The following is a 25,682-nucleotide window of genomic DNA, read 5'->3' as shown; positions in this document are numbered from 1 at the left end:
TCCATGATGAACATCATCCTTCCGGGGCTGAAGCCCCTGATCTCAGATGTCCGTCAAAGCGGATCAAGCCCACTTGGAACGTGGCTCCCGCCCGAGAACACCTCGCCGGCGGGGCGGTCAGAGGCGCAGGAGTCGTTCGGCGTTGCGGTGGGCGATGTCGTGCTGGGCGTCCTCGGAGAGTCCGGAGTCGGCCAGGAAGGCGCGCGATCCGGCATTGCCGACGAAGGGGTAGTCGACCGAGTAGATCATGCGGTCGGTGCCGAGCAGGTCCGTGCAGAAGCGCAGGTGAGGGGCGGTGAACATGCCGCTGGGTGTGTAGTAGGTGTTCTGCCGGACGTACTCGCCGATGGTGCGGTCCAGGCCGGTGGCCTTGCGCGGCAGGGCTTCGTCGAGACGGTCCAGGTACCAGGGGACGGCCTCGCCCCAGTGGCCGAGGATGAACTGCAGCTCGGGGTAGCGGTCGAAGACGCCGCTGAGCACCAGGTGGATGAAGTGGACGCCGGACTCGTTGTGCCAGCCCCACGCCGCCGTCGCGAACCGGGTGGCGACGACCTCCTTCAGACCGGCCTCGTAGTTGTCGGCGGCCGTGACGCGGCTCGGTGGAGCGGGGTGGAGGTAGACGGGAACGCGCAGCTCGGCAGCGGTGCGCAGAATCGGGTCGAACCGCTCGGCAGAGAGGAACTCGTCGTCGGTGCGGCCGTGGATGAGGGTGCCGACGAAGCCCAGTTCCTCCACCGCGCGCCGGAGTTCGTCCGGGGCGTACTCGGGAGCGGTCGTGGGCAGGGACGCGAAGGCGGCGAACCGGTCGGGGTGGCGGACGCAGGCCGCCGCGAGGCGGTCGTTGACGTCGCGGACCAGCTCCGGTGCCACGTCGGCGGGCAGGTACTGGGTGGTGAGGTTGGAGAGCACCTGCATGTCGATGCCGCCGGCGTCCATGGCGGCGAGCCGGCCCTCGTCCAGGTCTTCCAGCACCTCGGCCGACGGGCTGTAGGGCAGGCCGCTCGCCGGGGCGTAGGACGCTCCGAAGCCAGGACTGACGCCGGCTGTCCGGGCGGCGGATGCCTTGGCCACACCGGCGTGCAGCGTGTGTTCCTCGATCGTGATCAGTTTCATCGTGGTCCTCTGTACTTCTCGTTCGTCGTGGTGGCCGTCACTTGTCGGCCTGTTCGCCCAGCCAGGCGAAGGCGGACTCCTTGATGTCGCGTTCCAGGTCGCCGCCCTTGGTCGCGAAGACCCGGTTCACCGGGAATCCGCTGGTCTCCAGCAGGTAGGCGAGGGCGGCGTACTCGCGCGGGTACCGGGCGACCGTCTCCGGGTCGATGTCGACGATCCCGGCGGGGAAGGTGAAGGTGCCGAAGTCGTAGACGCTCTTGCGGTCGCTGATGCGCCACACCCCGTCCCGCTTCTCCAGCCGGTCGATGAACCGGTTGTGACCGTTGCAGCCGAGGCGGAGGTCGACGTTCTCGCCGATGATCACGGCATTGGTCTCGCTGACCGCGCGGGTACCGTCGGCGGAGAAGGCCACCACAGGCGCGGTGATCAGGTGCTTGGTCCGGAACGCGGAGGCCCCCATCCGGGCGGAGGCGTCCACGAACTCGTACGCCCGCCCCTCGAACCAGGTGATCTCGATCCGGCCGTCAGGGTGGAAGAGAGCCTTCAGCCGGTCCCACTCGCCCAGGTCCCGGTGGATCCACCCGGTCATGAGATCAGCGATGTCCTGTCGATCCTGAGGTGTCACGTTCACGTTCATGTGTCCAGCGTGCGTCCCCCTGGGCGATAGGTCCAACCGAAAGATACGATCAACCAATCGACTGGAACGATGGATAGGTGGGGATGGTGGAGCTGCGGCACCTGCGCTATTTCGTCGCCGTCGCCGACGAACGGCATTTCGGCCGGGCCTCCGCCCTGCTGCACGTCACCCAGTCCACCCTCAGCGCCCAGGTCCAGGCCCTGGAGCGGGAGGTGGGCGGCAGCCTGTTCTCCCGCACCAGCCGACGCGTCGAGCTGACCGAGGCCGGTGAACTGCTGCTGCCCGAGGCCCGCCGAGCCCTGGCACAGGCCGACCGCGCCCTGCAGGTGGCCCAGGAGTCGGTGCAGGGCGAGACGGGAACGGTCAGGATCGGCTTCGCCGGGGTCGCCGCTCTCCAGGGCGTCCTCTCCGACGACCTGCGCGACTTCCACCGGGCGCACCCGCGGGTCGGCCTCACCCTGACCGAGCTTCCGCCGGCCGCCCAGATCCAGGCGGTGCGCGACGGCGCTCTCGACCTCGGCTACTGCCCCGACCTGGGCCTCGGTGACACGGACGGCCTGCGGGTCACCCGCCGCGCACCCACCCCGCTGTCCGTCGCCCTGCGTACCGAGCACGAACTGGCGTCCGCGACCGCCGTGACAGCCTCCGCCCTGAGCGCCCACGAACTCATCGTCTTCGCGAGCAGCGAGGAGGACGAGACCGTCCTCTCCCGGCTATGGCCGGGCGCCGAGGAGGACCGCTCCCGGGTCCGCCTGGTCGGCAGCACCCTGGGAGCCCTCGCCCTCGCCCTGGCCGGCACTGGGGTGGCCCTCGTCCCCACAGCCACGGAACGCATCGCCCTGCCGGGCCTCACCTACCGGCCCCTGCACGGAGCGCCGCCGGGACCGGACCTGCTGGTTCTCGGCCGGCACGACGAGACCTCAGGGGCGGTCCGCGCCTATCTCGGCGGCGTCGGCGCGCCATGATCGCGGGTGTCTCCAACGGGTCGTTGTTCCTCTACTTCGACACGAAGGCGACGCCTTCAACGAGCTCTATGTCGCCCTCAAGACGGAGATGGGAGCGGCGGCGGTCGACGCGCTCCCGGTCGCCGGTGACGCGCGCGAGCAGGTGCAGCACATGTGGACCCAGTGGCTGCGCTGGGCCACGTCCTTCCCGGAGAAGCATGGCGCGCTCGTCCATCTCGGAGTGTCGGGCGGGATCACCGGGGAGAGTCACCGGACGGTGAGCTCCGCGCTCAGCGGCATCGCCGACCTGCTGGAACGAAGCCGCGCAGGCGGACCGATGCGGGACGCACCGCTGAGCTTCGTCCTGACCCTGACGAACGCGATCGCCGAAGCGACCATCGACGTGATGATCCGCGAACCGGACCAGGCCGCGACCCACAGCCGGATCGCCTTCGACGCCATGTGGCGAGTCCTCGCCTGACAGTGATGATGTGAGTGGTGGTTCTGCTGATGCGTCTGACTCTCCGCCTGACTGACGTGTTCGACTGTCCTGTTGGGGATTTGTCGTCGTGCCAGCGGGGCCGCCACGCACGCGGCCGGACGGGCGCTTGTGACTTCATAGGAGCTTGTCGCAGAAGCCCCGTCACTGTCTTGTCCACCCGCCCGACCGGCGCGTGCCGCCCTCGGCTCGAACAAGCGGCAAGGACGGACATGACCAGCATGACCCATGAAGCCCGGGAGATCACCGGCGGAGTCGACACGCACGGCCTGACACACCACGCGGCGGTGATCGACTCCATCGGCCGGCACCTTGCCGACCAGGAGTTCCCGGCCACGATTCGTGGCTACCGCGATCTACTGGCCTGGATGGGGCCACGGCACGCTCACCGCGGTCGCAGCGGAGGCACCGGCGCCTACGGGGCCGAACTCGCCCGGGTTCTCAGTGAGTTTTTGGGAACTCCAGCTTGGGGATGCGCCCCGGAACTGCCCTCGGCGTGCGGCACTGGTCCGCCATTTGGGTGACTCTCGCGGTGATCAAGGGGAATGCCGGAGCCCGGGTGATCATCATGGGCATATGAGTCGATTCGTAACCCGACGTACCGCCCTTGCCGCTGTGATCGCAGGTGCGGCTGCTGCGGGTCTGCCCCATGCTCCTGCTCTGGCCTCAGATCGTCGCGCAGCGGCCGAGAAGAGCAACTCTGCGAGCGCAGCGCATCGCTACTCCGTCTACCTTGAATCCTGGGCCCAGCCATGGGCTGGTGACCCAGCACAATTGGATCTGGCTAAATCCCCTTCGTACATCGGCACAATCGTTTTGAGCTTCATGCAGCCTGACGCGCAATACACCCGCGGGTCCTATTCGTTTAATGGGACCGGCCTCCAATTCTCCTACGATGGGACCGTCCTGCGTGACGCGGTGTCCCTGCTGCGCCAGCGCAACCCCGGCGTCGAGGTGCTCGTCGGCATCGGCGGCGCGTCCTACAACAACTGGGCGGGGCTGAACGTGTCCGCGATCGCCGACTTCGTCAGCGACTTCGGCCTCGACGGTGTCGAGGTCTGCTGGGAGCCAACGGCCCCCAGGTGCACGCGATCCGGTAGCAGAGTGGAGTGCACAACAGATGCGGAGTCCATCTCGATCGTGAAGGCGCTCTCCAAGGGGCTGCCCACGGGATCGACTCTCTCGGTCGCCGTTATGCACGTGGGTGCCTATGGCGAGGGGGCGTGGACCGACTCCCAGCCGCTATCTCCCTACACCGGCGTCTCGCTCGCTCTGCTGCGCTCGGACGCGGCCAGTTCGATCACCCGGCTGAACATCCAAGCCTATGACGCCAGCACCGCATACAACCCGAAAGAGGCTTTGGCCGCCTATCAAAATTACTTCAAGGGCCCCATCCTGTTGGGCATCCAAATCGCGCCCGACACATGGCCACCGGAGGGGGTACCCAACGCCCACGTACTGTCACTTTCCGAGGTCAAAGACCTGGCCAATGAGGTCAGGGACCGAGGCGCTGGCGGCATGTCGCTCTGGAGCCTGTACAAACAACCCCAGGCTGGCACGCCTAGTGCCCGGGAGGTCTCCCAGACCATCTGCGACGTCCTGGACCTCGGCGACAGTACACAGCCGTGGCCGTGGTAATGGGGCATCACGAGAATGGATCTGCATCGGACCGCCCTCGCGGTCGGGATAGCTGTTCGTCGAAGGCGCCGCGCAGAGCCGGGCCAAGATCGCGTGCTTCGGGTGCTCCCTCCGCACCGAGTGCCTGGCCGACGCCTTCGACCGGCGGGTTGAGTCTGGTATCTGGGGCGGCATGACCGAGCGGGAGCGGCGCGCCCTGCTCAAGCGCCCGCCGACGGTGGTCTCGTGGCGGCGCCTTCTTGACTGGGTGCTTCTCAAGTCCAGGCCGCCGACCTGACGGAATGAGGTTTGTCGGGCGTTTCCAGGTGGCGGGTTCGGTGAGCCTGGACTGCTGGGTCCAGGTGGCTCCTGCGCGGGTGAGGCGGCAGGTCATCAAGGTGATGGCGGCCCAGGTTATGAGGGTCTCGGAGTGCTGGATGAGCCGCTCGTAGTCGCGGGCATGGCGGCGGGCGTTCATCATCCAGGCGAGGCTCCGTTGGACCACCCAGCGGCGGGGTAGCAGGACCCAGCCGGAGGTGTTCTTCAGGCGACTGACGGTCTTGATCGTGAGGTTCAGATACTTATTTGCCCAGTTCACGAGCTTGCCCGCATAGGCGGAGTCGGCCCAGACGAGAGTGATCTCGGGATGGGTCAGACGGAGCCGGAAGAGGACTTCCTTCGCGGCGGCGGAGTCGTGCAGGTCCGCCGGGGTGACCATCACCATCAGCGAGTGTGTCCAGTAGACGGCTGATCCAGTTTTGTAGGGTCAGTTGCCGGCCGGCGTGAGTCGGCCTTCGAAGGCGATCCGGAAGGCGTTCAGGGGTGCCTTCCAGCGCATGGTCCACCGCTTGCGGCCCTTGCCGGTGGGGTCCAGGCTCATCAGCGCCATGTAGACGCACTTGAAGCTGCGGCTTCGTTGGGAGAGTGTCCACGGGCGCGGACGCTTCGCGCGGGGACATATTGAAGAAGTCCGCGTCGAACTCCTGGACGCCCTCGATGAATCCGCCGCGCTCGGGGCCGTGGGGCCGGTTGGTGTCGCGGTCGCGGATCGCGTCGTGCCCGTGGCGCAGGAGCTGCCAGAACTCGTCAGCCCCCGCCGCTCCCGGCGTCCGGGACGCCATCCCCACGATCGCGATCTGCTGTCGATCGGCGCCCGTTATGGCACTCCTCCGTCGTCAATGCAGTCGCAGGTCGTACTCGACGGGAGGCTGGGCCGCGGTGCCGGTCCGGATAGGGGGCTGTCCAGAAACTGCCAGCCTTCGGGTAAACGCCGAGGTCGCGCCGTACGAGCGCGCCGGCCGGCCGGATGCCCTTGATAGTGGGTAGTTGCTGCTGCCATGCTTCAGCCATGAGGGCTGAGCGCCGTCGTCGCGGGATCGTCGGCGTAAGTCGGCCGGCCCACCGGTGCGGACCAGGACGAGCCGACGCGGTGTCCGGCGTTCGGTGCGCCGGTCGTCCGTGCGTGGCCCCTCGGTGTGGATTTTGGTGGCGGGGGCCGGGGGCCGGGGGCCGTCGCCTCTCCGTGCTCTCCGGATGCCTTTCACTCACCCCGGCGACCCCTAATGACGAGGACGGCCCCATGAATCCCCTCCTGCTGCCCATCGTCGCCGCGCAAGGGCTGTGGGTGCGATCGAGAACCGAGCGGATTCCCCCGGCGTCGGGCCCCACCGAAGGGACCGAGGGAGAGGGCGCCGGGGCGCCGATGCGTATCGGTGTCCTGGGTGAATCGACGGCGGCGGGTTGCGGCGTGGACACGCAGGCAGAGGCGTTTCCGGCGCTGCTGGCCGGGATGCTCGCCGGGCGGACCGGGCGGACCGTCGCCTGGCAGGTGGTCGGGGAGTACGGCGCCACGCTGCGCCGGGTGCGCCACCGGCTGATGCCCGGGCTGGGCGGCGATCTGGACGTGGCGACGCTGCTCGTCGGCGTGAACGACGTGTTGGTGCGCCGTTCCCCGCAGGAATGGGCGGACGATCTCGAGGCGGTCGTCGATCATCTGGCGGGGCAGGCCGAGCACGTGGTGGTGGCCGGGACCCCGCCGTTCGCGTCGGTGCCGTCCCTGCCGGGGGCGCTGGGGCGTTTCCTCGCCGAGCAGGCGGCCGCCCTCGACGTGGCGTCCCGGCGGGTGTGCGCCGAACGGGAGCGGGTGACCTGGATCGGCGCGGAGGCGCTGCTGCCGATGGAACCGGAGTTCTTCGCGCGGGACGGCTTCCATCCGGGGGCGATCGGGTACCGCCGCTGGGCGGAGGCGATCGCCGATCATCTCGCCGACCACTGCGGCGACCTTCTCTCCGAAGCCGTCTGAGCGGCATGAGCGACTCCGCACGGCGGGCCGAATCCGCTGCCGAGTCCGCCGCCGAGGACGGGCCGCAGGACGGGCCGCAGGCGGATCTGCCGTACGAGGACCTGCCGTTCGTGGACGAACACTCCGTGCTGGTGAAGGCTTCCGCCGCCGACGTGTGGCGGGCGCTCGCGCGGGCGTACGGCGGTGGCTCGATGCCGTCGGTGACCGGGGTGTACGGGCATCTGGTGGCTGCCGAGCCCCGGCGCAGCGCCGGAGAGCCGCTCGCCGCGGGTTCGACGCTGCCCGGTTTCGCGGTGGCGGAGTCGGTGCCGGAGCGGTTGGTCCGGTTCACCGGCCGCCACCGGTACTCCCGTTACGCGCTGGTGTTCGCCCTGGCCGAGCGGCCGGGTGGAACGCTGCTCAGTGCGCGTACGTATGCGAGGTTCCCGGGGTTGGCCGGCCGGGCGTACGGCCGGCTCGTCATCGGGTCGGGGGCGCATGCCGCTCTGCTGACCCGCCAGCTCTATGCCGTGCGCCGGCGGGCCGAGGTGTCCGCCCCGGCTGGGTGAACGCCGCCGCTGTCGCTTCCTCCTCTCCGGTACCGGTACCGGTACCGGTCGGCTTCGGCCGGGTGCCGCACGTGGTGTGGGAGTGTTCAAGAAACGGTGGACGAAGGGGAAGCAGGCCTTCGGTCCTTCGCAGGAAGGTACAGACCTCGCTGCGCTGTGGCGTCGTCTGATCGAGGCGTCCTCGGCCAACGAGACCTTCTGGATCGCCCATCTGGAGACCGTCCTGCGGGCATCACACCGTCACTGCAGGTCAGTTGGGGTACTGCCCGTATACCACCACGAGACGAAGAACCTGCTGTGCTCCCCAAGCCGGAAGTCAGGCCGCTTGCCGGAGGCCTGCATCCAGGATCCGGGCGGCTTTGGTGATATCGCCCGGCATCAGGTGCCGGTAGGTGCGGTACGTCTCCTCAATGGACTTGTGGCCCATCCATTCCGCAACGTCGGTGATGGGGATGCCGTTTCCGAGGGCGTTCGAAGCGAAGTAACCACCCGGGCCGCGTAGGAGGTATCCGTCCTTCGTGGTGCCGTGTTCGGCCTCGTAACGCTCGATCGCCTCCCGCACCGACCGGGGCAGGGGCCCCTCGCGGAACTCCCCCACTTTGCGGTGCTTCACTTCGTCGGCTTCGCGCCGACCACTCGCTGACTTCCCTGCCGCTCCGTCCGGCGCAGAGGCGGGGCTTCACCCGCCCTCCCGGGCCACGCGCGACGACGGCACAAGTCCAGGCGGCACCCTCCGAGGGGTGCCCATGATCACCGTCACTCCCGCGGCGGTCAGGGACGAAGGCCGTCGACCCCTCTTCAGTCCGCGGCCCAGCCTCGACTGGATCAAACCGGCCCTGGACACCGGACCCGCCGACATCCAGAGCGCGGTGGCGCTGAGCGTGGTGGCCGCCGCGGCCACCGTGCAGACGGTCGCGCCCGGCATGCGAAAGCGCGGGCACGGCACGCTGTTGTTCACCACCGGCGGCGCCGCGGTCGCGCCCCACCGCGACCGCGCGGTCTCCGCGATCGCCTACGCCGCCGAATCCGCCTACGTCCGCCTGCTGAGCGAAAGCCTGTCCGGCGACGGTGTGCACGTGGCCCAGGCGACCATCGTCGGCCCCATCGGCGCCGGTCTCACTCACGAGCCGGACGCGGTGGCCGAGCACCTGTATCACCTGCACGCCGAGCGCACCCAGGCGCTGTTGGTCCTTCGCTGATCCCGGGCCCCCTCACAGCCGACCTGGCCCGCGCGCCAGGCTCCCCGCAAGGCGCACCTGAGCAGGCGGAGCAAGGCCGAACCGGGAGCCCTCCGCTGCCGTCAGGAGAGATCGCCGTGTTCCACCACCGTGGCCGCGCCGGGCTCGCGCTCCGCGCCGCCGGGTCAGCCACCGTCGTCGCTCCTCTCGATGACACAGGGCTGCTCACGAGCGCCGACGGGCGCGGCCCGCGGTGGGCCCTCGGGACTGCGACCGGGGCGCTGCCGGCGGGCGCGGCGCTCAGCCCGGCCCGTCGCGGGCAGCGGGACGGCTGCGGTGACGCGGCGGCCGGTGCCGGAACAGGGCCCGGTGGTGAAGACGGCTGTGCGGACGGAGGGCCGGGCGCCCCGTCGCACGCGGTTTCTGGACACAGGTACCGGCGCCTTGCCCCGCGCGACGCGCCCTCCCGTGCCGGTCAGCCATTGCGCGGGGGCACGCGCACACCGCGACGGCGGAGATCCTCGATGAAGCGAGCGACCAGTACGTCGGGCGCGGCAGGGGTCACTGCCGCCAGTTGGCGCACCCAACGGGGAGTGAACGAGCGCACCGCGCCAGGAAAGCCGTCACTGATCGCGCTCACCGGGCACACGGCCACCCCGAGCCCGGCCGCGGCCAGTTGGGGGGCCGCCGAGGTCACCGAGGTCCGCATCACCGTCTCGACCTGGATGCCGGCACGGGCAAACTGCTGGTCCAGCCAGATCCCCAGGCCGTTGACGGGCGCGAAGTGCACCACCGAAGCGCCGTCGAGATCCTCCAGACGCAGAGCCGGCCGCTCGGCCAAAGGGTGGCCGGCCTGCGCTGCCAGCACGATCTCCTCCTCGGCGAGCGGCGTGACGGTGAAGGGGCTCGCGGACGGCGTCGCCAGCACGGCGACGTCCACCACGTCAGAGGCGACGAGGTGGAGCGCCTCCTGCTCCGTGGCGAACTCCCGCATCGTGACCGACACCCGGGGGTGGTCACGGTGCCAGCTGTGGATGACCGGGGCGAGCAGCGCGACGCTCAGACTCTGCGCGCAGCCCAGGCGCAGCACACCACCGGCCATCTCGCCCGCCGCGCGCGCCGACCGCACCGCCGAGGCGGCCGCGTCGACGGCCTGCCGGGCGTCCGCGACGGCGGCCCGTCCCGCCGGGGTGAGCCGGACGCCCCGATGTTCCCTTCTGATCAGGGGGGTGCGGGCTTCGCGTTCGAGCGCCGCGATCTGGTGGGAGACGGCGGGCTGCGAGGAGTGCAGCAGCAGCGCTGCCTGCGTGATCGAACCCGAGTCCGCAACCGCTACGAGGCATTCCAGCGCGCGAAGAGAAGGCATTCGAGAATTTTATCGCAGACCTCCTCAGTATGAATGAATCCGAGGGAAGGATTGCGGGGAGGCGCGTGCTGTACCGGACAACGCTCTTTCACCTTCAGGTGGCAGAGCCCGCACAGACGACGAAGGAGTGCGTGATGGCGCAGGTGTTCGTGACGGGCGGCTCGGGCTTCATCGGTCAGGTGCTGGTGCGGCGCCTCATCAGCGAGGGGCACACGGTGCGCGCCCTGGTCCGCAGCGAGAAGTCCGCGACCGCGGCCTCGGCGCTCGGGGCCCGGCCGGTGCGCGGTGACCTCACCGAACCAGACGGCTGGCGCGAGGAACTGGCCGGCGGCGAGGCGGTCTTCCACCTCGCCGCCGAGACCGACATCACCGCGGACCGCGAACGCCACGACAAGGTCACCGTGCGCGGCACCGCGGCCGTCGTGGAGGCCGCGCGGGAGGCGGGCGTCTCCCGGTTCATCCACTGCGGCAGTGAAGCCGCGCTGCTGGCCGGCGCCCCGCTGATCGAGGCGGACGAGTCGGCGCCCCTGCGCCCGGACTCCGAAGCCGCCTACTGCGCGACGAAGGCCGCCGCGGAGAAGATCGTCCTGGACGCGAGCGGGCCCGGCCTCGCCACCGTCTCCATCCGCCCCCGCTTCGTCTGGGGCCCCGGCAGCATCCTCGTCGAGAGCCTGGTGGCAGCGGCCCGGGCAGGTCAGTTCGCCTGGATCGACGGCGGTCGCCACACCACGGACGTCACCCACGTCGACAACGCCGTCGAGGGCCTGATGCGCGGCTGGCAGCACGGCCGACCCGGCAACGCCTACTTCGTGACCGACCAGCGCCGCGTCGTGTTGCGCGAGTTCCTGCAGTCCCTCTTCGACGTCTACGGCGTGAGCGCGCAGCTCCCGGACATGGACGCGCAGACCGCCGCACGCGAAGTCCCGGTCCCCGCGCGCTGGTTCCTCGGCCAGCCGTGCACCCTGCGTACCGGCAAGGCCGCCGCCCACCTCGGCTACCAGCCGCGGATCTCGCACACGGCCGGCCTCACCGCCGTGGCGAAGTCCCTCGCCGGCAAGGGCGCATGAGCAGCTCCCCCACCGCCACATCGCCACATCGCCACCAGCATTCCCCTGAAACCGCGAGGAGCATGAGATGAAGATCGTGACCATAGGACGCGGAGCCATCGGCGCCGGACTGGCCGGTCTGTGGAGGGCCGCCGGGCACGAGGTCGACCCGCTCGGACGCGACGGCGGCGACGCCTCGCAGGCGGACGTCGTCCTGGTCGCCGTCCCCGGGGACAGGATCTCAGAGGCCCTGGGCAAGGTGACGGGCCTGGAGGGGAAGGTCGCCATCGACGCGACCAACGTCCTCCCCGAGCGGTACGGCGACTTCCCCTCGTACGCCGAGGAAGTGAAGTCCTTCACGAACGGCCCGGTCGCCAAGAGCTTCAACATGAACTTCGCCGCGCTGTACGACCGGGTGCGAGAACAGCGCGTGCGGCCGGGCAACTGGTACGTGGCGGACGACGAGGCCGCCTCCGTCACCGAGCAGCTGATCCGCGACGCCGGTTTCGACCCGGTGCGTGTCGGAGACCTCACCCGGGCCCGCGACTTCGAGAACGCGGTGTGGCTGCTGATGAGCGTCCAGCCGACGGGAGGCGTCGTCTACCGCTTCGCCGCCCCAGGAGAACTCTGAACACTCCCACCGCAGTTGAGGGTTCCTCCCCCGACCAGGGCTCCGCGTCGAACGGTGCGCACCTACTTCTGAGAGCCCGGCCGCCTGGCCGCGTTCTTCCCCGGTGCCACCCGCGTGCAGCTGCTCGACAGCCACCGTGCCGTGCGACCGGGCACCTCATTCGATGCCGACCCTGCCGGTCAGGACGCCACGGCCGCGCCCCCACCACCGACCAGGAATGCGGCATCTGGACGCGAGAGACGAGGCGAGGGGCCCTTCAGGATCGACCTCGCCAAGAAGGTTCCCGACACCTTCTTGGCGCGCTCGCGAGAAGCTGTCCGCCGGCCTCGCCACACGGACCACGGCGCACCCCGCCTCCTCGGGGCAGTCGCTATTCCAACCCGGCGCGCTCCGGCCGCCGACGCCACCCGGGCCGCCGCACGGCGCCCCCGGACCACCCCACGAAGGAGAGACCGACGATGTACGCGAAGGTGACCTGGCCCACACGGTACGACCCGAAGATCTCGGCCATCTACGCCCTCAACGACATCGACGTGAAAGCCCCGCCCGAGACGGTGTGGGGGCTGCTCACCGATGCCGAGAACTGGTCCGGCCATTTTCCTCCCGAGGACCAGGTCAAGATCCTCAGCCCTGGGACGGAGCTGGCCTTGGGGACGAGGTTCAGCAGGGTGACGGTCGGATTCCCCATGAGCCTGAAGGTGACCGAGCTCGAGCCGCACCGCCGGCTCTCGTGGGAGACGGTCGTCGATGGTGACACCACCGGTTCCAGTGCCTACCACGGCTGGGTCATCACCCCCACGGACGAGGGGTGCCACGTCCTGACCGAGGAGACGCAGCAAGGCCCGTTCTTCCTTGAGGAACTCGGGCGCAAGAACCCCGGGGCCCTCTACCGCTACCACCAGGACTGGGTCGAGCGCCTGGCCGAAGCCGCCGAGGCGCAGGCAGCACGTCCACCGCGCTCGGAGAGGTGAAGGCGCCGCGCACAGGGCGACCGACCGCCTCCGCCACACGGCCCGTCAGTGACGGCGCTCCTCCGTCTGCCTGACGGGCCTTGGAACCAGCCGGCATCGCCGTCGTTCAGTGCGCGAAGAGAGAGACGACGCGATGCTGGCGGAGCATCTCCTTCGATGTCGCGAGCCAGGTGCTCCCTTCACGCGGACTGTCCGGTGGGAACTCGGCTCCGACGATCAGCGCCACAGCAAGATCACCTCGTCAGCGGCCCGCGGTTGCGGGACAGCGCTCAACCGCGCCGGGCGTACGCCTCCAGACGGTCGTCGCGCGAAGTGAGGCAGCAACTCGCACACCGGACCGCCTCGGCGCTCGTGTAGAAGAGGCAGCAGGTGGAGCGCAGGTACACCAGCCGCTCGCGCCCGGTCACGGTCGTCACGCGCGCCATTTCGCCCAGCGCGCCGAGACCGCCGGGCGCCGCCTCGGCGAACCGCCGCCAGCGCTCGGCCAGCAGGTCGGTCTTGGCACCGTAGGCACAGAGCGCGGTGGCGCACCCGTGCGCGATCCCGCCGCGCAGTTGGCGCGCCCCTGCCCGGGTCCGCCGGTGCAGGGCTTCTGCCAGTGGCAACAGGTGCCCGTCGAGGACGGTGGCGTACAGCAGCCGCAGGGGGTCCGTTCCGGGAGCTGGGGCGAGCAACCGGGCTTCGCGTACCCGTACTCCGTCGATGCCGTGGGCGCCCGGGCGCAGCAGCACATTGCCGGAGCCGAGGTCGGGGACCTCGTCGTGCAGCGCCCAGTGCAGGAGGGCGGCAGCGGTGACCCGGCCCGCGTACACCGCCATCACGGTCAACGCGGTGGCGTGGGCGGTGCGGTGGCCGCCGCCGACGCGTTCGGCCTCCAGCAGCCGGGTCAGCTCCTCGCTCGACGGGTCCGCGAGACGGTCGGCCGCCAGCCACCGCCCGGCCTCGGCGGCGGGCGGCTCGCCCTCGGTGACCTGCCGGCGCGGCCCGGAGGGGAGCGGCGCCCAGCGGCGCGTACCGCCGCTCACGACAGCGGGTGGTAGAAGACGTGCGGGGCGCCGGTGACCGGATGCGCGCCGATCCGTGACCGTACGCCGTACACCTCGCCCAGCATGTCCTCGGTCAGGACGTCGGCCGGCGCCCCGGAGGCCACGAGCCGTCCCGCGCTCAGGACGAACAGCCGGTCGCAGTACGCGGCGGCCAGGTTGAGATCGTGCAGCACCAGCAGATTGGTGGTGCCGAGCGACCGTACGAGCGCGAGGATCTCCAGCTGGTAGCGGATGTCGAGGTGGTTCGTCGGCTCGTCCAGGGCCAGCAGTCCGGGATCCTGCACCAGGGCACGGGCGATCAGCGCCCGTTGGCGTTCCCCGCCCGACAGCTCGTCGAAGCGCCGCGCGGCGTACGGTCCCGCGCCGACCCGCCGCAGCGCGGCGTCGATCCGGTGGCGGTCGTCGGGGCCGTCCTGCTCCCAGAACCGCTTGTGCGGGCTGCGGCCCATCGCCGCCACCTCACGGACGGTGAGCCCGAAGGAGCCGGGACTGTCCTGCGGTACGACGGCGATCCGCCGGGCCCGCTGCTTCACCGCCAGTTCCGTCGCGTCCGTCCCATCCAGCAGGACCCGCCCGGACGCCGGGCGCAGCGCCCCGTGGACACAGCGCAGGAACGTCGTCTTCCCGCTGCCGTTGGGCCCCACCAGTCCGACCGTCTCACCCGGGCGGGCATCCAGGGTCACCCCCTCCAGCAAGGCGCGGCCGCCGGCCTCGTAGCCGATCGCCTGCGCCGTCAGGGCGGCCGGTGTCACGCTCATCCGGTGATCCCTTCCGTGCGGGAGGAGCGGCGCAGCAGCCACAGAAAGAACGGCCCACCGACCAGTGCCGTGACCACTCCGGCGGGGATCTCCTCGGGCGCGGCCACCGTGCGGGCCAGCAGGTCGGCCAGCAGCAGGAACACCGCCCCGCCCAGCGCCGTCACCGGCAGCAGCCTGCGGTGGCCGGCCCCGACCACGAGCCGGGCGGCGTGCGGGACCATCAGGCCGACGAAGCCGATCGCGCCGCTGAACGCCACCAGCACCCCGATGATCAGGGACACGAGCACGAAGACCCCGCCCCGGAACCGGCCCGGGTCCAGGCCCAGGCTGCGCGCCCCCTCCTCACCGGCCAGCAGCAGGTCCAGCGGCCGGGCCAGCGTGATCAGCAGCACCGCGCCGACGACCAGCACCGCGGCGGGCAGCGCCAGTTCGTCCCAGCGGGCGCCGCCGAGGCCGCCCAGTGTCCAGAACATGATCGCGCGCACGTGCTCGGCCTGCGCGGAGAGCACCAGCACCAGGCTGGTGAACGCGGACAGCACGTACTGGATCGCCACCCCGGCCAGGATCAGCCGCCCCGTCGTCATCGTCCCGCCGCGCCGGGCCATCGCGTACACCGCCACCAGCGCGGCCATCGAGCCGGCGAACGCGGCGATCGGCAGCGCCACCGTCCCGGCCGCCCCCGTGCCCAGACCCAGCACGATGACGAGCACCGCCCCGGCGGAGGCCCCCGAGGAGGCGCCCAGCAGGAACGGGTCGGCCAACGGGTTGCGCACCAGGGCCTGGAGCACCGCGCCGGACAGTGCCAGGCCCGCCCCGACGACGGCTCCGAGCAGCACCCGGGGCAGGCGCACGTCCCACACGATCGTCGCGTAGGCGCCGTCGCGCTCGCCGCCCAGCACCGTGTGCAGCACCTCGCCGGGCGGTACGCGTACCGGGCCGAGCGCCAGGCCCGCCACCGCCGAGGCGCACAACAGCACGGTGAGCACGCCGAGCACGACGGGGGTGGAGCGCAGCAGGTGCACGGCCGAGGGGCGCTGCCGGGTCTTCGGCCGGGGCCTCACGCGGCGTCGGGGTGCAGCTGCGCGGCCAGGTCCTCGACGGCGTCCGCGACGCGTACGCCGAGGACGGCCGAGGACAGCGGCAGCACCGCGAAGCGCTTGTTCCTGATCGCGGGGACGTCCCTCAGCGCCGGATCACTCAGCAGCTGCCTCTTCTTCGCCGCGACGGTGGTCCCGCCGTAGTCGTAGATCACGACGACCTCGGGCCTGCGCTTGATGACCTGTTCCCAGGACACGTCGCCGAAGGTCTTCTTGAGGTCGGCGAAGACGTTGGTGCCGCCGGCCAGTGAGACGATCTCGTTCCCGACGCCGTTGCCGCCTGCCGTGAACGCCGCGTTGTCCCCGGAGTCGTACACGAACACCGAGGGCCGCTTCGTCCCCTTCAGCTCCTTCTCTACGCCGGCGATCTTCTCCTTCTGCTCCGCGATCAGCTTCCGGCCGCGCTCGGGTACGCCGAAGGTGCGGGCGACCTGGGTGATCTCGGTGCTGAGCTGGTCGAGGCCGACCGGGCCCTTGGTGCAGTACTCGATGTCGAGGCGGGTGTTGACGCCCGACTTCTGGAGCCCGGCCCGGTCGCGTCCCTCCGCCTTGTCGAAGGCGCTGGCGTAACCGCCGTAGACGAAGTCCGGGTTCGCGCCGAGGAGGACCTCGCGGGACGGGTACTCCTTCGCGAGCACCTTGGTCTTCTCGTAGGCGGCGCGGTACCGGGGGAGGATCTCGTCGTCGAGGTAGGCGGTCCCGGCGATCCTGTCCTGGAGCCCGAGGGCGAGCAGGACCTCCGTGGCGTGCTGGTTCATCGTGACGGCGCGCTTCGGGGGCGCGTCGAACGTTGTTCTGGTCCCGCAGTTGTCGACCGTGTAGGGGAATCCGGCGGCGGATTTCGCGCCCTTGTCGGTGCCGGCCTCCTTCGCGGAGTCCGTCCCGCAGCCGGCGAGCGGCAGCAGGAGCAGCGGTATGAGCGCCAGCGCGGCGCGGGAGGTGCGGGGATCGCGGGGCATGACCGGGCCTCTCCAGGGGATGTCCTCGTCCCCGGGTCGTACGGAGAAGGCGGCGCGGCAAGTGTCTGACTTCCGGGCCGTGAGGCCCGGTCACAGTGGCGGGACCGTACCGGAATCGCACCGGCTTCCTTGACCACGCTGCCTGGGTTTCGCGCTCAGTGTGCCAGACGCCCCTCCGGGCGGTGCAGGCTGCCGTCGCCCCGGCAGGGCGTGGGTCCGGTCGGCGGGCGCCGGTGCCCGGCCGGCCCCACGGGAGGCGCCACTCCCCGGCTCGGCACCTCGATCGCGACGAGCCGGGAACGCGACTTCTCCCCCGGCGCCGGTCACGCGGGCACGCAGACCTCCTTGCCCTTCAGAGTGCCCTGTCCGACGACCTCGATCAGCGGGTAGACACAGCCGGCCGCGAGGTACGTCGGCCAGGTCTCGGTTCCCGTGCCGGTCCCCGGGACGAGCGGCCCGTGGACGGTGCGGCTGAAGTTGGCGCCGCCACCGGTGGTGTTCTGCCAGCCGAGCCGTACGTGCACGGAGGAGCCCGCACGCTTCCAGTAGCCGACGCCGATGACACCCCGGGTGCCGACCCGGCCGTTGACGTCGACGCAGAGATCGCCGTTGCCGAGATTGGTGCAGCGCTGGACGTAGGCCCGGGCGGAGACGGGCGCGGCACTGGCGGACGTCGTGCTCGCGACGAGCAGCATCGCGCCAAGTGCGCCTACGGGCCAGGACTTTGTGAGCATTCGCATAGTAATGCCCCCTTTCGCCGGCAGCGTATCCGGAGAGGAGCCGGAAACAGTGGAGCGACGGCACGGGGCTCCGGCCGGCCACGCCCCGCCCGGCGTCCGGGCGCTCCGCACCTCGACGGCGGCCTCAGGGCGCGCGGAGCCTCACTGTCCGGGAGGGCTCCGTCGGCCGGCGTCAGGGAGTCGGGGCCGTGTCTCCGAAGGTCTCCCGGCAGTGCGCGAGCAGTTCCCGCAGGGCGGGGCTCTTGGTGGGCGCGCTGACCAGGGCCAGCACCGCGGGAACGTCGGCGTCGGTGAGGGGCACGGACCGCAGCCCCGGCTCCGGGTCGAGCATCGACGCGGAGAGCACGGCGACCCCCAGCCCCCGCTCGGCGAGATGAACGACCGTCCCCGGTGCGCTCGCCTGGAGGGCCACGGTGGGGGTGAGCCCCCGGGCGGCCGACACCTGGTCCAGCACCGCCCGGACACCGGTGCCCCTGGGGAGGCAGATGACGGGGTACGCGCTCAGTTCGGCCAGGGTGACGCCGTCCTGTGCGGCCAGCGGATGTCCGGGCGGCACCGCGGCCACGATCGCCTCGCTGATCAACTGCCTGCTGTCCAGGTCCTGCGGCGCCCGGCCGGCCGCGCCGATCAGCGCGAGGTCCACGGTCCCCCCGCGGACGTACTCGACCAGTTTCGCGGAGTCGTCCTCGACCAGGCTGATCTCCACACCGGGGTGGGCCAGATGGAAGGACGACAGCGCCTCGAACAACGGGGTGACGGTGCACGCCGTCACCATGCCGACGACCAGCCGGCCGCTGATCAGCCCGTTCATCTCGTCCACGGCCTGCCGCAGGGCCTCCACGGCGGCCAGCACGGCACGCGCGTGGCCGGCGGTCACCTCGCCCGCCGCCGTCAGCCTGGCACCGCGGCCGGACCGGTCGACGAGGGTCGCGCCGAGGTCGTTCTCCAGCTGACGGATCTGGGCACTGATCCCGGGCTGGCTCACGTGCACACGCTCGGCCGCCCGCGTGAAGCTGGACTCCTCGGCCACGGCGAGAAAGTACTTCAACTGCCTGAACTCCATAACCTGTGATGATAGTTCTGATCAAAACCATTGATTGGACTGATGCCGCAGCAGGCCGGAACATGGGACCCGTGGGGCCCACGGAACTCATCCGCGGTCCTCAGTTCCCAGCCCTCAGGCCAGGATCCCCAGGAAAGGAACGTCGTGCCCGAGAACGAGAAGGCCTTCAAGCCGGAGGACCTCACCCGCCTCTTCGTGGAACGCGCCAACGCCGGTGACGCGGTCGGCCTCGCGGCCCTGTACGAGGAGGAGGCGGTGATGGCCTATCCCCCGGGCAGCACCACGGTGGGCCGGGAGGCCATTCACCGACTGTGGGAGCAGGTGCTCGCGAACGGGCCGCACTTCGAGGCGGAGGAGCCGCTTCCCACCCTGGTCTGCGGTGACATCGCCCTGACCGCCACGCCGCCGAAGGACGGTGCGGGCGCCCGCGCCCAGGTGGTCAGGAGGCAGGCGGACGGCAGTTGGCAGCGCCTCATCGACCAGCCGGAGTTCCGTCCCCCGGCGACGTGACGACGCCAGGAAATCGGCGCGGTTGACCCTCGACCTGGTGCAGGGGCCAGGGTGGTGCGTGTGGAGAGCGAGATGCGCAGCATTGGTGAGATGGCGCGGGACAGCGGGCTGGGGGTGAGCGCCCTGCGGTTCTACGACCGTGCCGGGGTCCTCGTGCCGGCCCGGGTGGACCCGGCGAGTGGCTATCGCTGGTACGCCCCCGGGCAGTTGGAGGAGGCCCGGCTGCTGGTCCGGCTGCGTCGGGCCGGGATGCCCGTGGCGGACATCCGTCTCGTACTGGCCGGCTGGGCGGGGAAGGACCCCGATCTGGTGCGGCGCCTGCTGACGGCACATCTGCGCCGTCTCGAAGCGGGGCTGCGCGAGGCCCGTGGCCAGTTCTCCGCACTCCTGGCACTACTCGACAACAGGGAGAACCCCATGACGTCCGTCCGCACTGCCGCTGTCCGGCTGTCGGTGTCAGCGACCGAACTGGCCGCCGCACTGGACGCGGTCCGCTTCGCGACCAGTACCGACCCCGAACTGCCCATGCTGGGAGGGGTCCTGTTCGACGTGGAGGGTGACGAACTGCGGCTCGTGGCCACCGACCGGTACCGGCTGGCCCTCGCCCGGACCGGTACGACAGGTCATGGCGGAGCACGTACCCAAGTGATCGTGCCGGGCCCGCTGGCCGACGCCGTACGCGCGCTGACCGGCTCGGAGGACAGCGTCGAGCTCACCGTGGACGGTGACCGGCTGACGCTGGAGGCCGGGGACCGCCAGGCGGCCGGCCGTTGCCTCGACCACGAGTTCCCGGACTACCGCCGGCTCGTCCAGGTGCCGGCCGGGCGCCGGGTCCTGGTCGAGGTGCCGGACTTCCGGGAGAGCTTGAGGAGCGGACCGGTCCGCACGAGTGAGGGGACCGAGCCGGCCGCTCTGAGCGTGCTGCGCGTCCTGGACGACGACACAGTGGTCCTCTGCGAGGAGGGCGACGAGGCCCCGGACGACGTGGCCCTCAACCGGGCGTTCCTCCTGGACGCGCTCGCCGCGGGGGCCCGGGAACGGCTGATCCTGGAGTTCGGTGCGCCGACGACGCCCGTCGCGGTCCGCCGCCCCGACGAGGAGGATGCCTTCTCGCTCCTGATGCCGGTACGGCTGGACTCCTGACCAGTCCGGTCGTACGCGGCCGGGGCCCCGGGCACCGTCCGGTGACCGCAGCGCCGGTTCGGCCACGGTGACCGCCCGAGGCACCACCACCGTGCCGACGGCGAAACGGGTTCGCCGCCGCACGGTGGTGGTGAGGTCTCACGCTGCCGCCGGACTCACCGGACTCAGCTGTAGACCCCGAACTCGTAGAGCGAGTAGCCCCAGGCGGTGCCCCGCTGGGTGAGGCTCAGCTTGACGTAGCGCGCGGTCGCGGCGACGTCGAGGCTGTCGACGTCACCGTTGCCCGAGGTGGTGGAGTACACCGGGCGCCAGTCGCTGCCGTTGTCCGAGACCTGGACCTCGTAGGACTTCGCGAACGCCGGGTCCCACACGAGCTGGAGCTGACGGAAGGACTTCCGCTCCCCCAGGTCCACCTGGATCGACTGCGGATCGCTCCAGTCGCTGGCCCACCGGGTGTCCAGTCTGCCGTCGGTGGCCATGGCCGCCGTGCAGGGGCAGCCGCTGCTGCCGGCCTGGGCCGAGGTGGCCGTGGTCGGCCGGTTCAGCGCCAGGTTGGTGCCGGTCACGGGCGGGGCGAGGACCTTCACGGACTTGGTCTCGATGCCCGCGTTTCCGTGGCCGTCCTCGGCCTGGATGTAGACCTTCCACACCCCGAGCCGCTCGGGCGCCGTCACCGAGAAGGTGCCGTTGCCGGTGGCCCGCCACTTGGCCTCCACCAGGGCCTTGTCGCCGGTGGCGTAGTTGCCGCTGAGGTAGATCTTGTAGGTGATCGCGTCGTTGTCGGGGTCACGGACATTGGCGGAGACGGTGAACTCCCGCCCTGCCGACGCCGCGTTCGCCCCTTGGACGGCCATGTTGCTGATGACCGGAGGGGTGTTGTCCCCCGCGGTGGAGCCGGCGTACGCCTTCTTCAGCGCGTAGTACGACAGCCGCTTCTTGCCGTCCGGTACCACGTTGAACCACACGCCGCCGAAGTCGTGCTCGGTGCCGTAGTGGAAGAAGGTCGCGCCCAGGGCCACGCCCTGGTGCCCGGTGACACAGTTCCAGGCCTTGGTGTAGCCGTCGGCCTTCTGGACGTCGGTGGGCTCGTCGGGTATGCCGTTGGCGTCGTTGGGGACCTCCCACTCCCCTGCCGGGCCGCCCTCCGTGATGATGTAGGGCTTGGTGTAGCCGCCGGCCTCCCAGGCGCCGCGCACCGAGCAGATGTCCCCGTAGGAGTTCATCGAGTACAGGTCGAGGTCGGGTGCGTTGCGCTTGTAGTAGGGCCAGGCGCCCGTCCAGGCGTCGGTGGAGGTGACCGGGTGGTCGGGGTCGATGGAGTGGATCTTCTTCGCCACGTCGTTGACGAAGGAGGTGTAGGCGTCGCGCTGCCGCTCGAGTTCGGCACCGCTGTAGCAGTTCTGCAGACCGAGCACCGACTCGTTGCCGACGTTCCACATCAGGACGCCCGGGTGCTTCTTGTAGGTGTCCACCCACTTGGCGAACTCGGTGAGGGAGGAGGACTTGTACGCGGTGTCCGTGACGTAGTTGACGCAGCCCCCGCTGCCGGGGCCACCGCCCGGCTGCAGCCAGAAGCCGCTGACCACCCGGATACCGTTGGCCGCCGCCTCGTCCAGCAGAGGCTTGCTGGAGCCGTCCGTGCCCCAGGTCCTGATGGTGTTGACGCCCATCGCCTTGAGGTCCGGCATGTAACGGGCGGCGTCCGAGACGGCCGGCCCCCAGGTCAGGCCCTTGACCTGGTACGGCTTTCCGTCCACGGTCAGCTGCCAGTTGCCCTGCGAGCCGGTGACGCGCACCGCTCCGCCGGTGGCCGGGGGCGTCCCGTCGGTCGTCCCGTACACCTGGAACTCCCACAGCGAGTAGCCGTAACCGCCGGCTCGCGCGGTGCCGTACATCCGGACGTACCGGCCCGAGCCGGACACCGCGAGTTCGTCGGTGCCGCCGTCGCCGTTGGTCACGCTCTTGAGGGTGCGCCAGTCCGTGCCGTTGTCGGACGCCTGGATCTCGTACGCCTTTCCGTAGGCGGACTCCCAGGTCAGTACGACCCGGCTCAGCTGCGAGGTCTTGCCGAGGTCGACCTGGATCCACTGCGGGTCGCGCCATTCGCTGGCCCAACGGGTGCCGGTCAGGTTGCCGTCCACCGCGGCGGAGGCCGGGAAGCCGTCGCCCTCGTGGGAGGAGGCGGTGGCTGTCTTGCCCTGGGAGAGCAGGGTCTCCGCAGCGCGTGCGGAGGTGGCGGTCAGCATCACGAGCGATGCCGCGACAAGAGCGAGAAGAGTGATCAGCAACGTGCCTGTCCGTGCCGGGACAGGCATGGCTGAACTGGGTCTGTGCACATTCTCTCCTGAGAGAAGAGGTGGGACTCACGGTCCCGCGACTGGACGAGAGAGCGCTCTCCCAGGAGAGTGACGTGTGCGCAACCCGCTGTCAACGCGCCGGACACAGGCAGTGTGTACGCCTGAGCCGACGCCGCCCCGGGCGCTTGCCCTCAGAGGTCCGCCAAGGCCGTGAGCAGGCCCTCGGCGACGGTGATCTCCTCGGTCAGCGGGTGGTCCTCCCTGATCAGGGGCAGCGTCGACTGAGCCAGTCGCAGCGCCTCGCGCACGGGGGCCGCGGGCAGCCGCGCGCCGCTCATCGTCAGGGCTCGTACCGCGCCGATCAGTTCGCAGGCGAGGACCGTGCGGTACGAGGCGATCGCGGCGGTCGTGGCGTGGGCCGCCTGGGTCGAGAAACTGGCGTGGTCCTCCAGCCCTCGCGAGATGACGGCCGTACCGAGGGTCACTGGCGCCGCCGCGTGCCGCATCTGGCTGAGGGCGTCGTGCGCCGTGTACTCCAGGATCATGATGCCGGAGCTGCCGGCCGGCCCGTCGGCCAGGAAGGGCGGCAGCCCGCTCAGGTCGGGCTCGACGAGATCGCTCAGGCGGGCCGTGGACAGTTCGGCCACGTGGTGGACGGCGGCCCGCAGGTGGTCGAGATCGAGGGCGAGGTGGGAGGTGGCGAAGTGGCCGTGGTGATACACCTCACCCGTCTCGACGTCGATGAAGGGGTTCTCCGCCGCCGCGTTGATGTCCACTTCGAGCGCCGTCTCCAGAGTGTCGGCCGCTTCCAGGGCGGGCCCCTGGACCTGGGGGAAGGCCCGGAGCCCGAAGGGATCCTGGAGACGGCGGCCGGGCGCGGGCGGCTCGTCGGCCCACAGCAGCCGGCGCATCTCGGAGGCGCAGCGCACCGAGCCGGGGTGCGGGCGTTGCGCGTGCACCCGGGCGGCGAACGCCTCGGGTGAACCGCCGAGCGCGCAGTACGACAGGGCGGTGACGACGTGGCTGGCGTGCAGCAGCGTCCGCAGATCGCTCCAGGCCAGGACGGAACGCGCGAGAGTGGCGGCGTTGCTGGAGATGAAGGCGAGGGCGTCTCCCGGGCTGATGGGAATGGGGGCGACCCGCCCCGAGCCCCAGGGTCGCTCGCCGGCGAGGGTCAGCGCGATCTCGGCGAGCTGCCCCAGGTCGCCGGTGCCGATCGAGCCACGCGTGTGCGTGACGGGTACGGCGCCCACCCGCAGCGCCGTGGCCAGGGCCGTCAGCAGACGCGGATGGACGCCACTGCCGGCCGCGGCGAGCTGGTTGAGACGGATGACGAGGGTGGCGCGCACGAGGTCCTCGTCGGAGATCTCGCCCGTGGTGCCCGCGTGGCTGCGCAGGAGGCGCAGTCCGTGCTGGTCGGCGGTGTGCGGGTCGACGACCTCGTGCCGGTTGGCCCCGACGCCGGTAGTGCGACCATAGACAGCGCGCTTCGTCTCGCTGTCGCGGGCCACCTCGTACGCGTGGCCGGCCCGCTCCAGCGCCTTGTGGTCGAGCTCCAGGCCGGCCGTGCGCCGGGCGACGCCCACCACCTCGGCGCACCGCAGTCGGGACCCCTCAATACGGAGACGGATGCTGTCGATCGTCACTCACCCCTTGACATGTTTCTATTCGTCAATGAACCTACATGAAACTTCTTATTCACGACGATGGCAAGGGAGCGCCCGGCAGGAGATACGAACACGCCCCGCCCACCTCGAAACGGACCGCGCCTGGGCGGTGCCGTCGCACGACGGCACTTCTGCACGGATAGGACCTTTTGCGTAACGATGCCTGAAAAACAACTAGCTCCTGCTCCGGCGACGGATTCGGGCCGTGTCTCCTTCGACGACGCACCGCTCAACCGGTTTCACCTCAAGATAACCGCGCTCACTTTCGGCGCTAACTTCTCCGACGGCTATCACCTGGGTGTCATCGGCATCGCGCTGACCCTCATTCAGCCCCAGATGAAATTCGGCTCCGTCTGGGAGGGGCTGATCGGCGCCTCCGCACTCATCGGTATCTTCCTGGGCAGCATCACGCTCGGCTGGCTCGCCGACCGTATCGGCCGGCAGCGCCTCTACATGCTCAACTTCGCGCTGATCACGGTGGCCTCGGTCGCACAGTTCTGGGTCGACGGGCCGGTCGAACTCTTCGTCCTGCGCATTCTGATAGGCATCGGGATCGGCGCCGACTACGCCATCGGCCCGACCCTCGTCGCGGAATTCTGCCCCCGCAGGCACCGCGGTTTCCTCCTGGCCTCACTGACGGCCATGTGGACGGTCGGCTACATCTGTTCCTACTTCTTCGGGAACTACCTCATCGACATGGGGGGAGACTCCTGGAGGTGGCTGCTGGCCACCAGTGCGCTGCCCGCCGTCGTGGTCCTGGTGATGCGGATGGGCACCCCCGAGTCGCCGCGCTGGCTGGTCGGCAAGGGGCGGGTCGAGGAGGCCCGCGCGGTGGTGCACAAGTACATCGGCCCGCACGTCGACTTCGAGTCGATCGTGGTCGACTCGGGCATCTCCGCGAAAGCCGCCTCCTCCTACAGCGGACTCTTCGCCCCCGAGCAGTGGCGGAAGACGGCCTTCGGCATTCTCTATTACAACTGCCAGGTCATCCCGTACTTCGCCATCTACACGTTCCTCCCCATCGTCATGGCCAAGTTCGGATTCGAGAACGGATTTCTCGGGGACGGGCTGCTCAACGTCTTCCTCTTCCTCGGGAGCATCGGCGGCCTCTGGTTCGTGGCCCGGTTCTCCCGGCGAGGATTCGTCATCGGCTCGTTCCTCGTGATGGCGGTGGCCCTCGGCCCGATGGGCGTATGGCCGGGAGCACCGAAGCTGCTGCTCTTCGTGCTGTTCCTGGTCTTCACCTTCACGATGTCGGCCTCCTCCAACCTCGACCAGGTCTATCCGCCCGAACTCTTCTCGACCTCACTGCGCAGTTCGGGGGTCGGTCTCCTCAACGGCCTGAGCCGGATCGGCTCGGCCGCGGGAACTTTCCTGCTCCCCATGAGCATCGACCACCTCGGTTTCTCCCCCTCCATGGCGATTCTCAGCGCCTTTCTCGTACTCGGCGCGGTGTTCTCCTTTATCTGGGCGCCCGAGACGTCCTCAGCGACCCTGGACTGAGAAACGGGACGGCGCCGCGCGGTTTTCGGTCCCTCGGGGGGACGACC

The 25,682-nt window shown here is 70.3% G+C and carries 24 protein-coding genes, 5 pseudogenes and 1 riboswitch; of the genes and pseudogenes, 14 read left to right on the top strand and 15 right to left on the bottom strand.

Features of this window, described 5'->3' with window-relative positions; translation table 11 throughout:
• Nucleotides 1-117: 117 nt before the first annotated feature.
• Together AB0J21_RS22605 and AB0J21_RS22600 are read right to left on the bottom strand one after the other, a co-directional pair.
• Nucleotides 118-1,113 (bottom strand): amidohydrolase family protein, encoded by a 996-nt coding sequence (locus tag AB0J21_RS22605; RefSeq protein WP_363147867.1) that lies wholly within the window; start codon nucleotides 1,111-1,113, stop codon nucleotides 118-120.
• 37 nt (nucleotides 1,114-1,150) lie between these two features.
• The gene (locus AB0J21_RS22600; protein ID WP_363147866.1) at nucleotides 1,151-1,750 is read right to left on the bottom strand and encodes a nuclear transport factor 2 family protein; all 600 of its coding nucleotides are present in this window, start codon (nucleotides 1,748-1,750) and stop codon (nucleotides 1,151-1,153) included.
• 83 nt (nucleotides 1,751-1,833) lie between these two features.
• Between AB0J21_RS22600 and AB0J21_RS22595 the strand changes: the two genes are divergently transcribed.
• From AB0J21_RS22595 to AB0J21_RS22575, 5 genes and pseudogenes are all read left to right on the top strand, one after another.
• Nucleotides 1,834-2,715: a LysR substrate-binding domain-containing protein gene (locus tag AB0J21_RS22595; RefSeq protein WP_363147952.1), complete on the top strand. Its 882-nt coding sequence runs from the start codon at nucleotides 1,834-1,836 to the stop codon at nucleotides 2,713-2,715.
• A gap of 88 nt (nucleotides 2,716-2,803) precedes the next feature.
• A complete protein-coding gene (locus AB0J21_RS22590; protein ID WP_363147865.1) occupies nucleotides 2,804-3,175 on the top strand; it encodes a hypothetical protein in 372 nt (123 codons plus the stop codon).
• 230 nt (nucleotides 3,176-3,405) lie between these two features.
• Nucleotides 3,406-3,717: a hypothetical protein gene (locus AB0J21_RS22585; protein ID WP_363147864.1), complete on the top strand. Its 312-nt coding sequence runs from the start codon at nucleotides 3,406-3,408 to the stop codon at nucleotides 3,715-3,717.
• Nucleotides 3,718-3,769: 52 nt separating this feature from the next.
• Complete coding sequence (locus AB0J21_RS22580) at nucleotides 3,770-4,831, top strand: glycosyl hydrolase family 18 protein (RefSeq protein WP_363147863.1); 1,062 nt, start codon at nucleotides 3,770-3,772, stop codon at nucleotides 4,829-4,831.
• 52 nt (nucleotides 4,832-4,883) lie between these two features.
• A pseudogene (locus tag AB0J21_RS22575) lies at nucleotides 4,884-5,075 on the top strand (WhiB family transcriptional regulator); the annotation flags it as partial.
• An 84-nt stretch (nucleotides 5,076-5,159) separates the two neighbouring features.
• Here the strand turns inward: AB0J21_RS22575 and AB0J21_RS22570 are convergent.
• From AB0J21_RS22570 to AB0J21_RS22560, 3 pseudogenes are all read right to left on the bottom strand, one after another.
• A pseudogene (locus tag AB0J21_RS22570) lies at nucleotides 5,160-5,537 on the bottom strand (transposase); the annotation flags it as partial.
• A gap of 39 nt (nucleotides 5,538-5,576) precedes the next feature.
• Nucleotides 5,577-5,758: pseudogene (locus AB0J21_RS22565) on the bottom strand (IS256 family transposase); the annotation flags it as partial.
• A gap of 50 nt (nucleotides 5,759-5,808) precedes the next feature.
• Nucleotides 5,809-5,931 (bottom strand): annotated as a pseudogene (locus tag AB0J21_RS22560) (beta-ketoacyl synthase N-terminal-like domain-containing protein); the annotation flags it as partial.
• 458 nt (nucleotides 5,932-6,389) lie between these two features.
• Here AB0J21_RS22560 and AB0J21_RS22555 point away from each other — a divergent pair.
• Together AB0J21_RS22555 and AB0J21_RS22550 are read left to right on the top strand one after the other, a co-directional pair.
• Entirely contained in the window at nucleotides 6,390-7,112 is a 723-nt protein-coding gene (locus tag AB0J21_RS22555; RefSeq protein WP_363147862.1) for an SGNH/GDSL hydrolase family protein, read from the top strand.
• A gap of 5 nt (nucleotides 7,113-7,117) precedes the next feature.
• Nucleotides 7,118-7,660, top strand: a complete 543-nt coding sequence (locus tag AB0J21_RS22550) for a hypothetical protein (protein WP_363147861.1) — start codon at nucleotides 7,118-7,120, stop codon at nucleotides 7,658-7,660.
• A 316-nt stretch (nucleotides 7,661-7,976) separates the two neighbouring features.
• Here the strand turns inward: AB0J21_RS22550 and AB0J21_RS22545 are convergent.
• Nucleotides 7,977-8,276, bottom strand: a pseudogene (locus AB0J21_RS22545) (integrase); the annotation flags it as partial.
• 130 nt (nucleotides 8,277-8,406) lie between these two features.
• Here AB0J21_RS22545 and AB0J21_RS22540 point away from each other — a divergent pair.
• The gene (locus AB0J21_RS22540; protein WP_363147860.1) at nucleotides 8,407-8,859 is read left to right on the top strand and encodes a hypothetical protein; all 453 of its coding nucleotides are present in this window, start codon (nucleotides 8,407-8,409) and stop codon (nucleotides 8,857-8,859) included.
• A gap of 454 nt (nucleotides 8,860-9,313) precedes the next feature.
• On the opposite strand, the gene AB0J21_RS22535 is transcribed toward AB0J21_RS22540, so the two are convergent.
• Complete coding sequence (locus tag AB0J21_RS22535) at nucleotides 9,314-10,204, bottom strand: LysR family transcriptional regulator (RefSeq protein ID WP_363147859.1); 891 nt, start codon at nucleotides 10,202-10,204, stop codon at nucleotides 9,314-9,316.
• A gap of 134 nt (nucleotides 10,205-10,338) precedes the next feature.
• Here AB0J21_RS22535 and AB0J21_RS22530 point away from each other — a divergent pair, with 134 nt between their 5' ends.
• The 3 genes from AB0J21_RS22530 to AB0J21_RS22520 all read left to right on the top strand — a co-directional run bounded on the left by AB0J21_RS22530 (nucleotide 10,339) and on the right by AB0J21_RS22520 (nucleotide 12,852).
• Nucleotides 10,339-11,271: an NAD-dependent epimerase/dehydratase family protein gene (locus tag AB0J21_RS22530; RefSeq protein ID WP_363147858.1), complete on the top strand. Its 933-nt coding sequence runs from the start codon at nucleotides 10,339-10,341 to the stop codon at nucleotides 11,269-11,271.
• Between the two features lie 67 nt (nucleotides 11,272-11,338).
• A complete protein-coding gene (locus AB0J21_RS22525) occupies nucleotides 11,339-11,881 on the top strand; it encodes a dinucleotide-binding protein (protein ID WP_363147857.1) in 543 nt (180 codons plus the stop codon).
• Nucleotides 11,882-12,339: 458 nt separating this feature from the next.
• A complete protein-coding gene (locus AB0J21_RS22520) occupies nucleotides 12,340-12,852 on the top strand; it encodes an SRPBCC domain-containing protein (protein ID WP_363147856.1) in 513 nt (170 codons plus the stop codon).
• 269 nt (nucleotides 12,853-13,121) lie between these two features.
• On the opposite strand, the gene AB0J21_RS22515 is transcribed toward AB0J21_RS22520, so the two are convergent.
• From AB0J21_RS22515 to AB0J21_RS22490, 6 genes are all read right to left on the bottom strand, one after another.
• Nucleotides 13,122-13,877: a (2Fe-2S)-binding protein gene (locus tag AB0J21_RS22515; RefSeq protein ID WP_363147855.1), complete on the bottom strand. Its 756-nt coding sequence runs from the start codon at nucleotides 13,875-13,877 to the stop codon at nucleotides 13,122-13,124.
• Nucleotides 13,874-14,656: an ABC transporter ATP-binding protein gene (locus AB0J21_RS22510; protein WP_363147854.1), complete on the bottom strand. Its 783-nt coding sequence runs from the start codon at nucleotides 14,654-14,656 to the stop codon at nucleotides 13,874-13,876. The genes AB0J21_RS22515 and AB0J21_RS22510 overlap by 4 nt, the downstream gene beginning before the upstream one ends.
• Entirely contained in the window at nucleotides 14,653-15,672 is a 1,020-nt protein-coding gene (locus AB0J21_RS22505) for an iron ABC transporter permease (protein ID WP_363147951.1), read from the bottom strand. Before AB0J21_RS22505 ends, AB0J21_RS22510 begins: the two co-directional genes overlap by 4 nt.
• Nucleotides 15,673-15,713: 41 nt before the next feature.
• Complete coding sequence (locus AB0J21_RS22500) at nucleotides 15,714-16,712, bottom strand: ABC transporter substrate-binding protein (RefSeq protein WP_363147853.1); 999 nt, start codon at nucleotides 16,710-16,712, stop codon at nucleotides 15,714-15,716.
• Between the two features lie 38 nt (nucleotides 16,713-16,750).
• Nucleotides 16,751-16,865: riboswitch (cobalamin riboswitch) on the bottom strand.
• A gap of 170 nt (nucleotides 16,866-17,035) precedes the next feature.
• The gene (locus tag AB0J21_RS22495; protein WP_363147852.1) at nucleotides 17,036-17,452 is read right to left on the bottom strand and encodes a hypothetical protein; all 417 of its coding nucleotides are present in this window, start codon (nucleotides 17,450-17,452) and stop codon (nucleotides 17,036-17,038) included.
• Between the two features lie 172 nt (nucleotides 17,453-17,624).
• Entirely contained in the window at nucleotides 17,625-18,515 is an 891-nt protein-coding gene (locus tag AB0J21_RS22490; RefSeq protein ID WP_363147851.1) for a LysR family transcriptional regulator, read from the bottom strand.
• Nucleotides 18,516-18,659: 144 nt separating this feature from the next.
• Between AB0J21_RS22490 and AB0J21_RS22485 the strand changes: the two genes are divergently transcribed.
• On the top strand, nucleotides 18,660-19,025 hold the full coding sequence (locus tag AB0J21_RS22485) for a nuclear transport factor 2 family protein (RefSeq protein ID WP_363147850.1): 366 nt from the start codon (nucleotides 18,660-18,662) through the stop codon (nucleotides 19,023-19,025).
• A 72-nt stretch (nucleotides 19,026-19,097) separates the two neighbouring features.
• Nucleotides 19,098-20,168, top strand: coding sequence for a MerR family transcriptional regulator (locus tag AB0J21_RS22480; RefSeq protein WP_363147849.1), 1,071 nt, complete (start codon nucleotides 19,098-19,100; stop codon nucleotides 20,166-20,168).
• Nucleotides 20,169-20,332: 164 nt separating this feature from the next.
• Here AB0J21_RS22480 and AB0J21_RS22475 read toward each other — a convergent pair whose 3' ends face one another.
• Entirely contained in the window at nucleotides 20,333-22,483 is a 2,151-nt protein-coding gene (locus AB0J21_RS22475; protein ID WP_363147848.1) for a discoidin domain-containing protein, read from the bottom strand.
• Nucleotides 22,484-22,656: 173 nt separating this feature from the next.
• The gene (locus AB0J21_RS22470) at nucleotides 22,657-24,111 is read right to left on the bottom strand and encodes an aromatic amino acid ammonia-lyase (protein WP_363147847.1); all 1,455 of its coding nucleotides are present in this window, start codon (nucleotides 24,109-24,111) and stop codon (nucleotides 22,657-22,659) included.
• Nucleotides 24,112-24,291: 180 nt separating this feature from the next.
• On the opposite strand from AB0J21_RS22470, the gene AB0J21_RS22465 reads away from it, so the two are divergent.
• On the top strand, nucleotides 24,292-25,635 hold the full coding sequence (locus tag AB0J21_RS22465) for an MFS transporter (RefSeq protein ID WP_363147846.1): 1,344 nt from the start codon (nucleotides 24,292-24,294) through the stop codon (nucleotides 25,633-25,635).
• Nucleotides 25,636-25,682 lie beyond the last annotated feature (47 nt).

The organism is Streptomyces sp. NPDC049954, assembly GCF_040656295.1.
Taxonomy (GTDB): domain Bacteria; phylum Actinomycetota; class Actinomycetes; order Streptomycetales; family Streptomycetaceae; genus Streptomyces.
Note: the sequence above shows the minus strand (reverse complement) of the source record. Positions and strands in the feature narration are given on the sequence as shown.

Bases quoted from the DNA above. Each gene is read 5' to 3' on its own strand.
- AB0J21_RS22605 (WP_363147867.1), bottom strand. From the start codon at position 1,113: ATGAAACTGATCACGATCGAGGAACACACGCTGCACGCCGGTGTGGCC.
- AB0J21_RS22600 (WP_363147866.1), bottom strand. From the start codon at position 1,750: ATGAACGTGAACGTGACACCTCAGGATCGACAGGACATCGCTGATCTC.
- AB0J21_RS22595 (WP_363147952.1), top strand. From the start codon at position 1,834: ATGGTGGAGCTGCGGCACCTGCGCTATTTCGTCGCCGTCGCCGACGAA.
- AB0J21_RS22590 (WP_363147865.1), top strand. From the start codon at position 2,804: ATGGGAGCGGCGGCGGTCGACGCGCTCCCGGTCGCCGGTGACGCGCGC.
- AB0J21_RS22585 (WP_363147864.1), top strand. From the start codon at position 3,406: ATGACCAGCATGACCCATGAAGCCCGGGAGATCACCGGCGGAGTCGAC.
- AB0J21_RS22580 (WP_363147863.1), top strand. From the start codon at position 3,770: ATGAGTCGATTCGTAACCCGACGTACCGCCCTTGCCGCTGTGATCGCA.
- AB0J21_RS22555 (WP_363147862.1), top strand. From the start codon at position 6,390: ATGAATCCCCTCCTGCTGCCCATCGTCGCCGCGCAAGGGCTGTGGGTG.
- AB0J21_RS22550 (WP_363147861.1), top strand. From the start codon at position 7,118: ATGAGCGACTCCGCACGGCGGGCCGAATCCGCTGCCGAGTCCGCCGCC.
- AB0J21_RS22540 (WP_363147860.1), top strand. From the start codon at position 8,407: ATGATCACCGTCACTCCCGCGGCGGTCAGGGACGAAGGCCGTCGACCC.
- AB0J21_RS22535 (WP_363147859.1), bottom strand. From the start codon at position 10,204: ATGCCTTCTCTTCGCGCGCTGGAATGCCTCGTAGCGGTTGCGGACTCG.
- AB0J21_RS22530 (WP_363147858.1), top strand. From the start codon at position 10,339: ATGGCGCAGGTGTTCGTGACGGGCGGCTCGGGCTTCATCGGTCAGGTG.
- AB0J21_RS22525 (WP_363147857.1), top strand. From the start codon at position 11,339: ATGAAGATCGTGACCATAGGACGCGGAGCCATCGGCGCCGGACTGGCC.
- AB0J21_RS22520 (WP_363147856.1), top strand. From the start codon at position 12,340: ATGTACGCGAAGGTGACCTGGCCCACACGGTACGACCCGAAGATCTCG.
- AB0J21_RS22510 (WP_363147854.1), bottom strand. From the start codon at position 14,656: ATGAGCGTGACACCGGCCGCCCTGACGGCGCAGGCGATCGGCTACGAG.
- AB0J21_RS22500 (WP_363147853.1), bottom strand. From the start codon at position 16,712: ATGCCCCGCGATCCCCGCACCTCCCGCGCCGCGCTGGCGCTCATACCG.
- AB0J21_RS22495 (WP_363147852.1), bottom strand. From the start codon at position 17,452: ATGCGAATGCTCACAAAGTCCTGGCCCGTAGGCGCACTTGGCGCGATG.
- AB0J21_RS22490 (WP_363147851.1), bottom strand. From the start codon at position 18,515: ATGGAGTTCAGGCAGTTGAAGTACTTTCTCGCCGTGGCCGAGGAGTCC.
- AB0J21_RS22480 (WP_363147849.1), top strand. From the start codon at position 19,098: ATGCGCAGCATTGGTGAGATGGCGCGGGACAGCGGGCTGGGGGTGAGC.
- AB0J21_RS22475 (WP_363147848.1), bottom strand. From the start codon at position 22,483: ATGCCTGTCCCGGCACGGACAGGCACGTTGCTGATCACTCTTCTCGCT.
- AB0J21_RS22465 (WP_363147846.1), top strand. From the start codon at position 24,292: ATGCCTGAAAAACAACTAGCTCCTGCTCCGGCGACGGATTCGGGCCGT.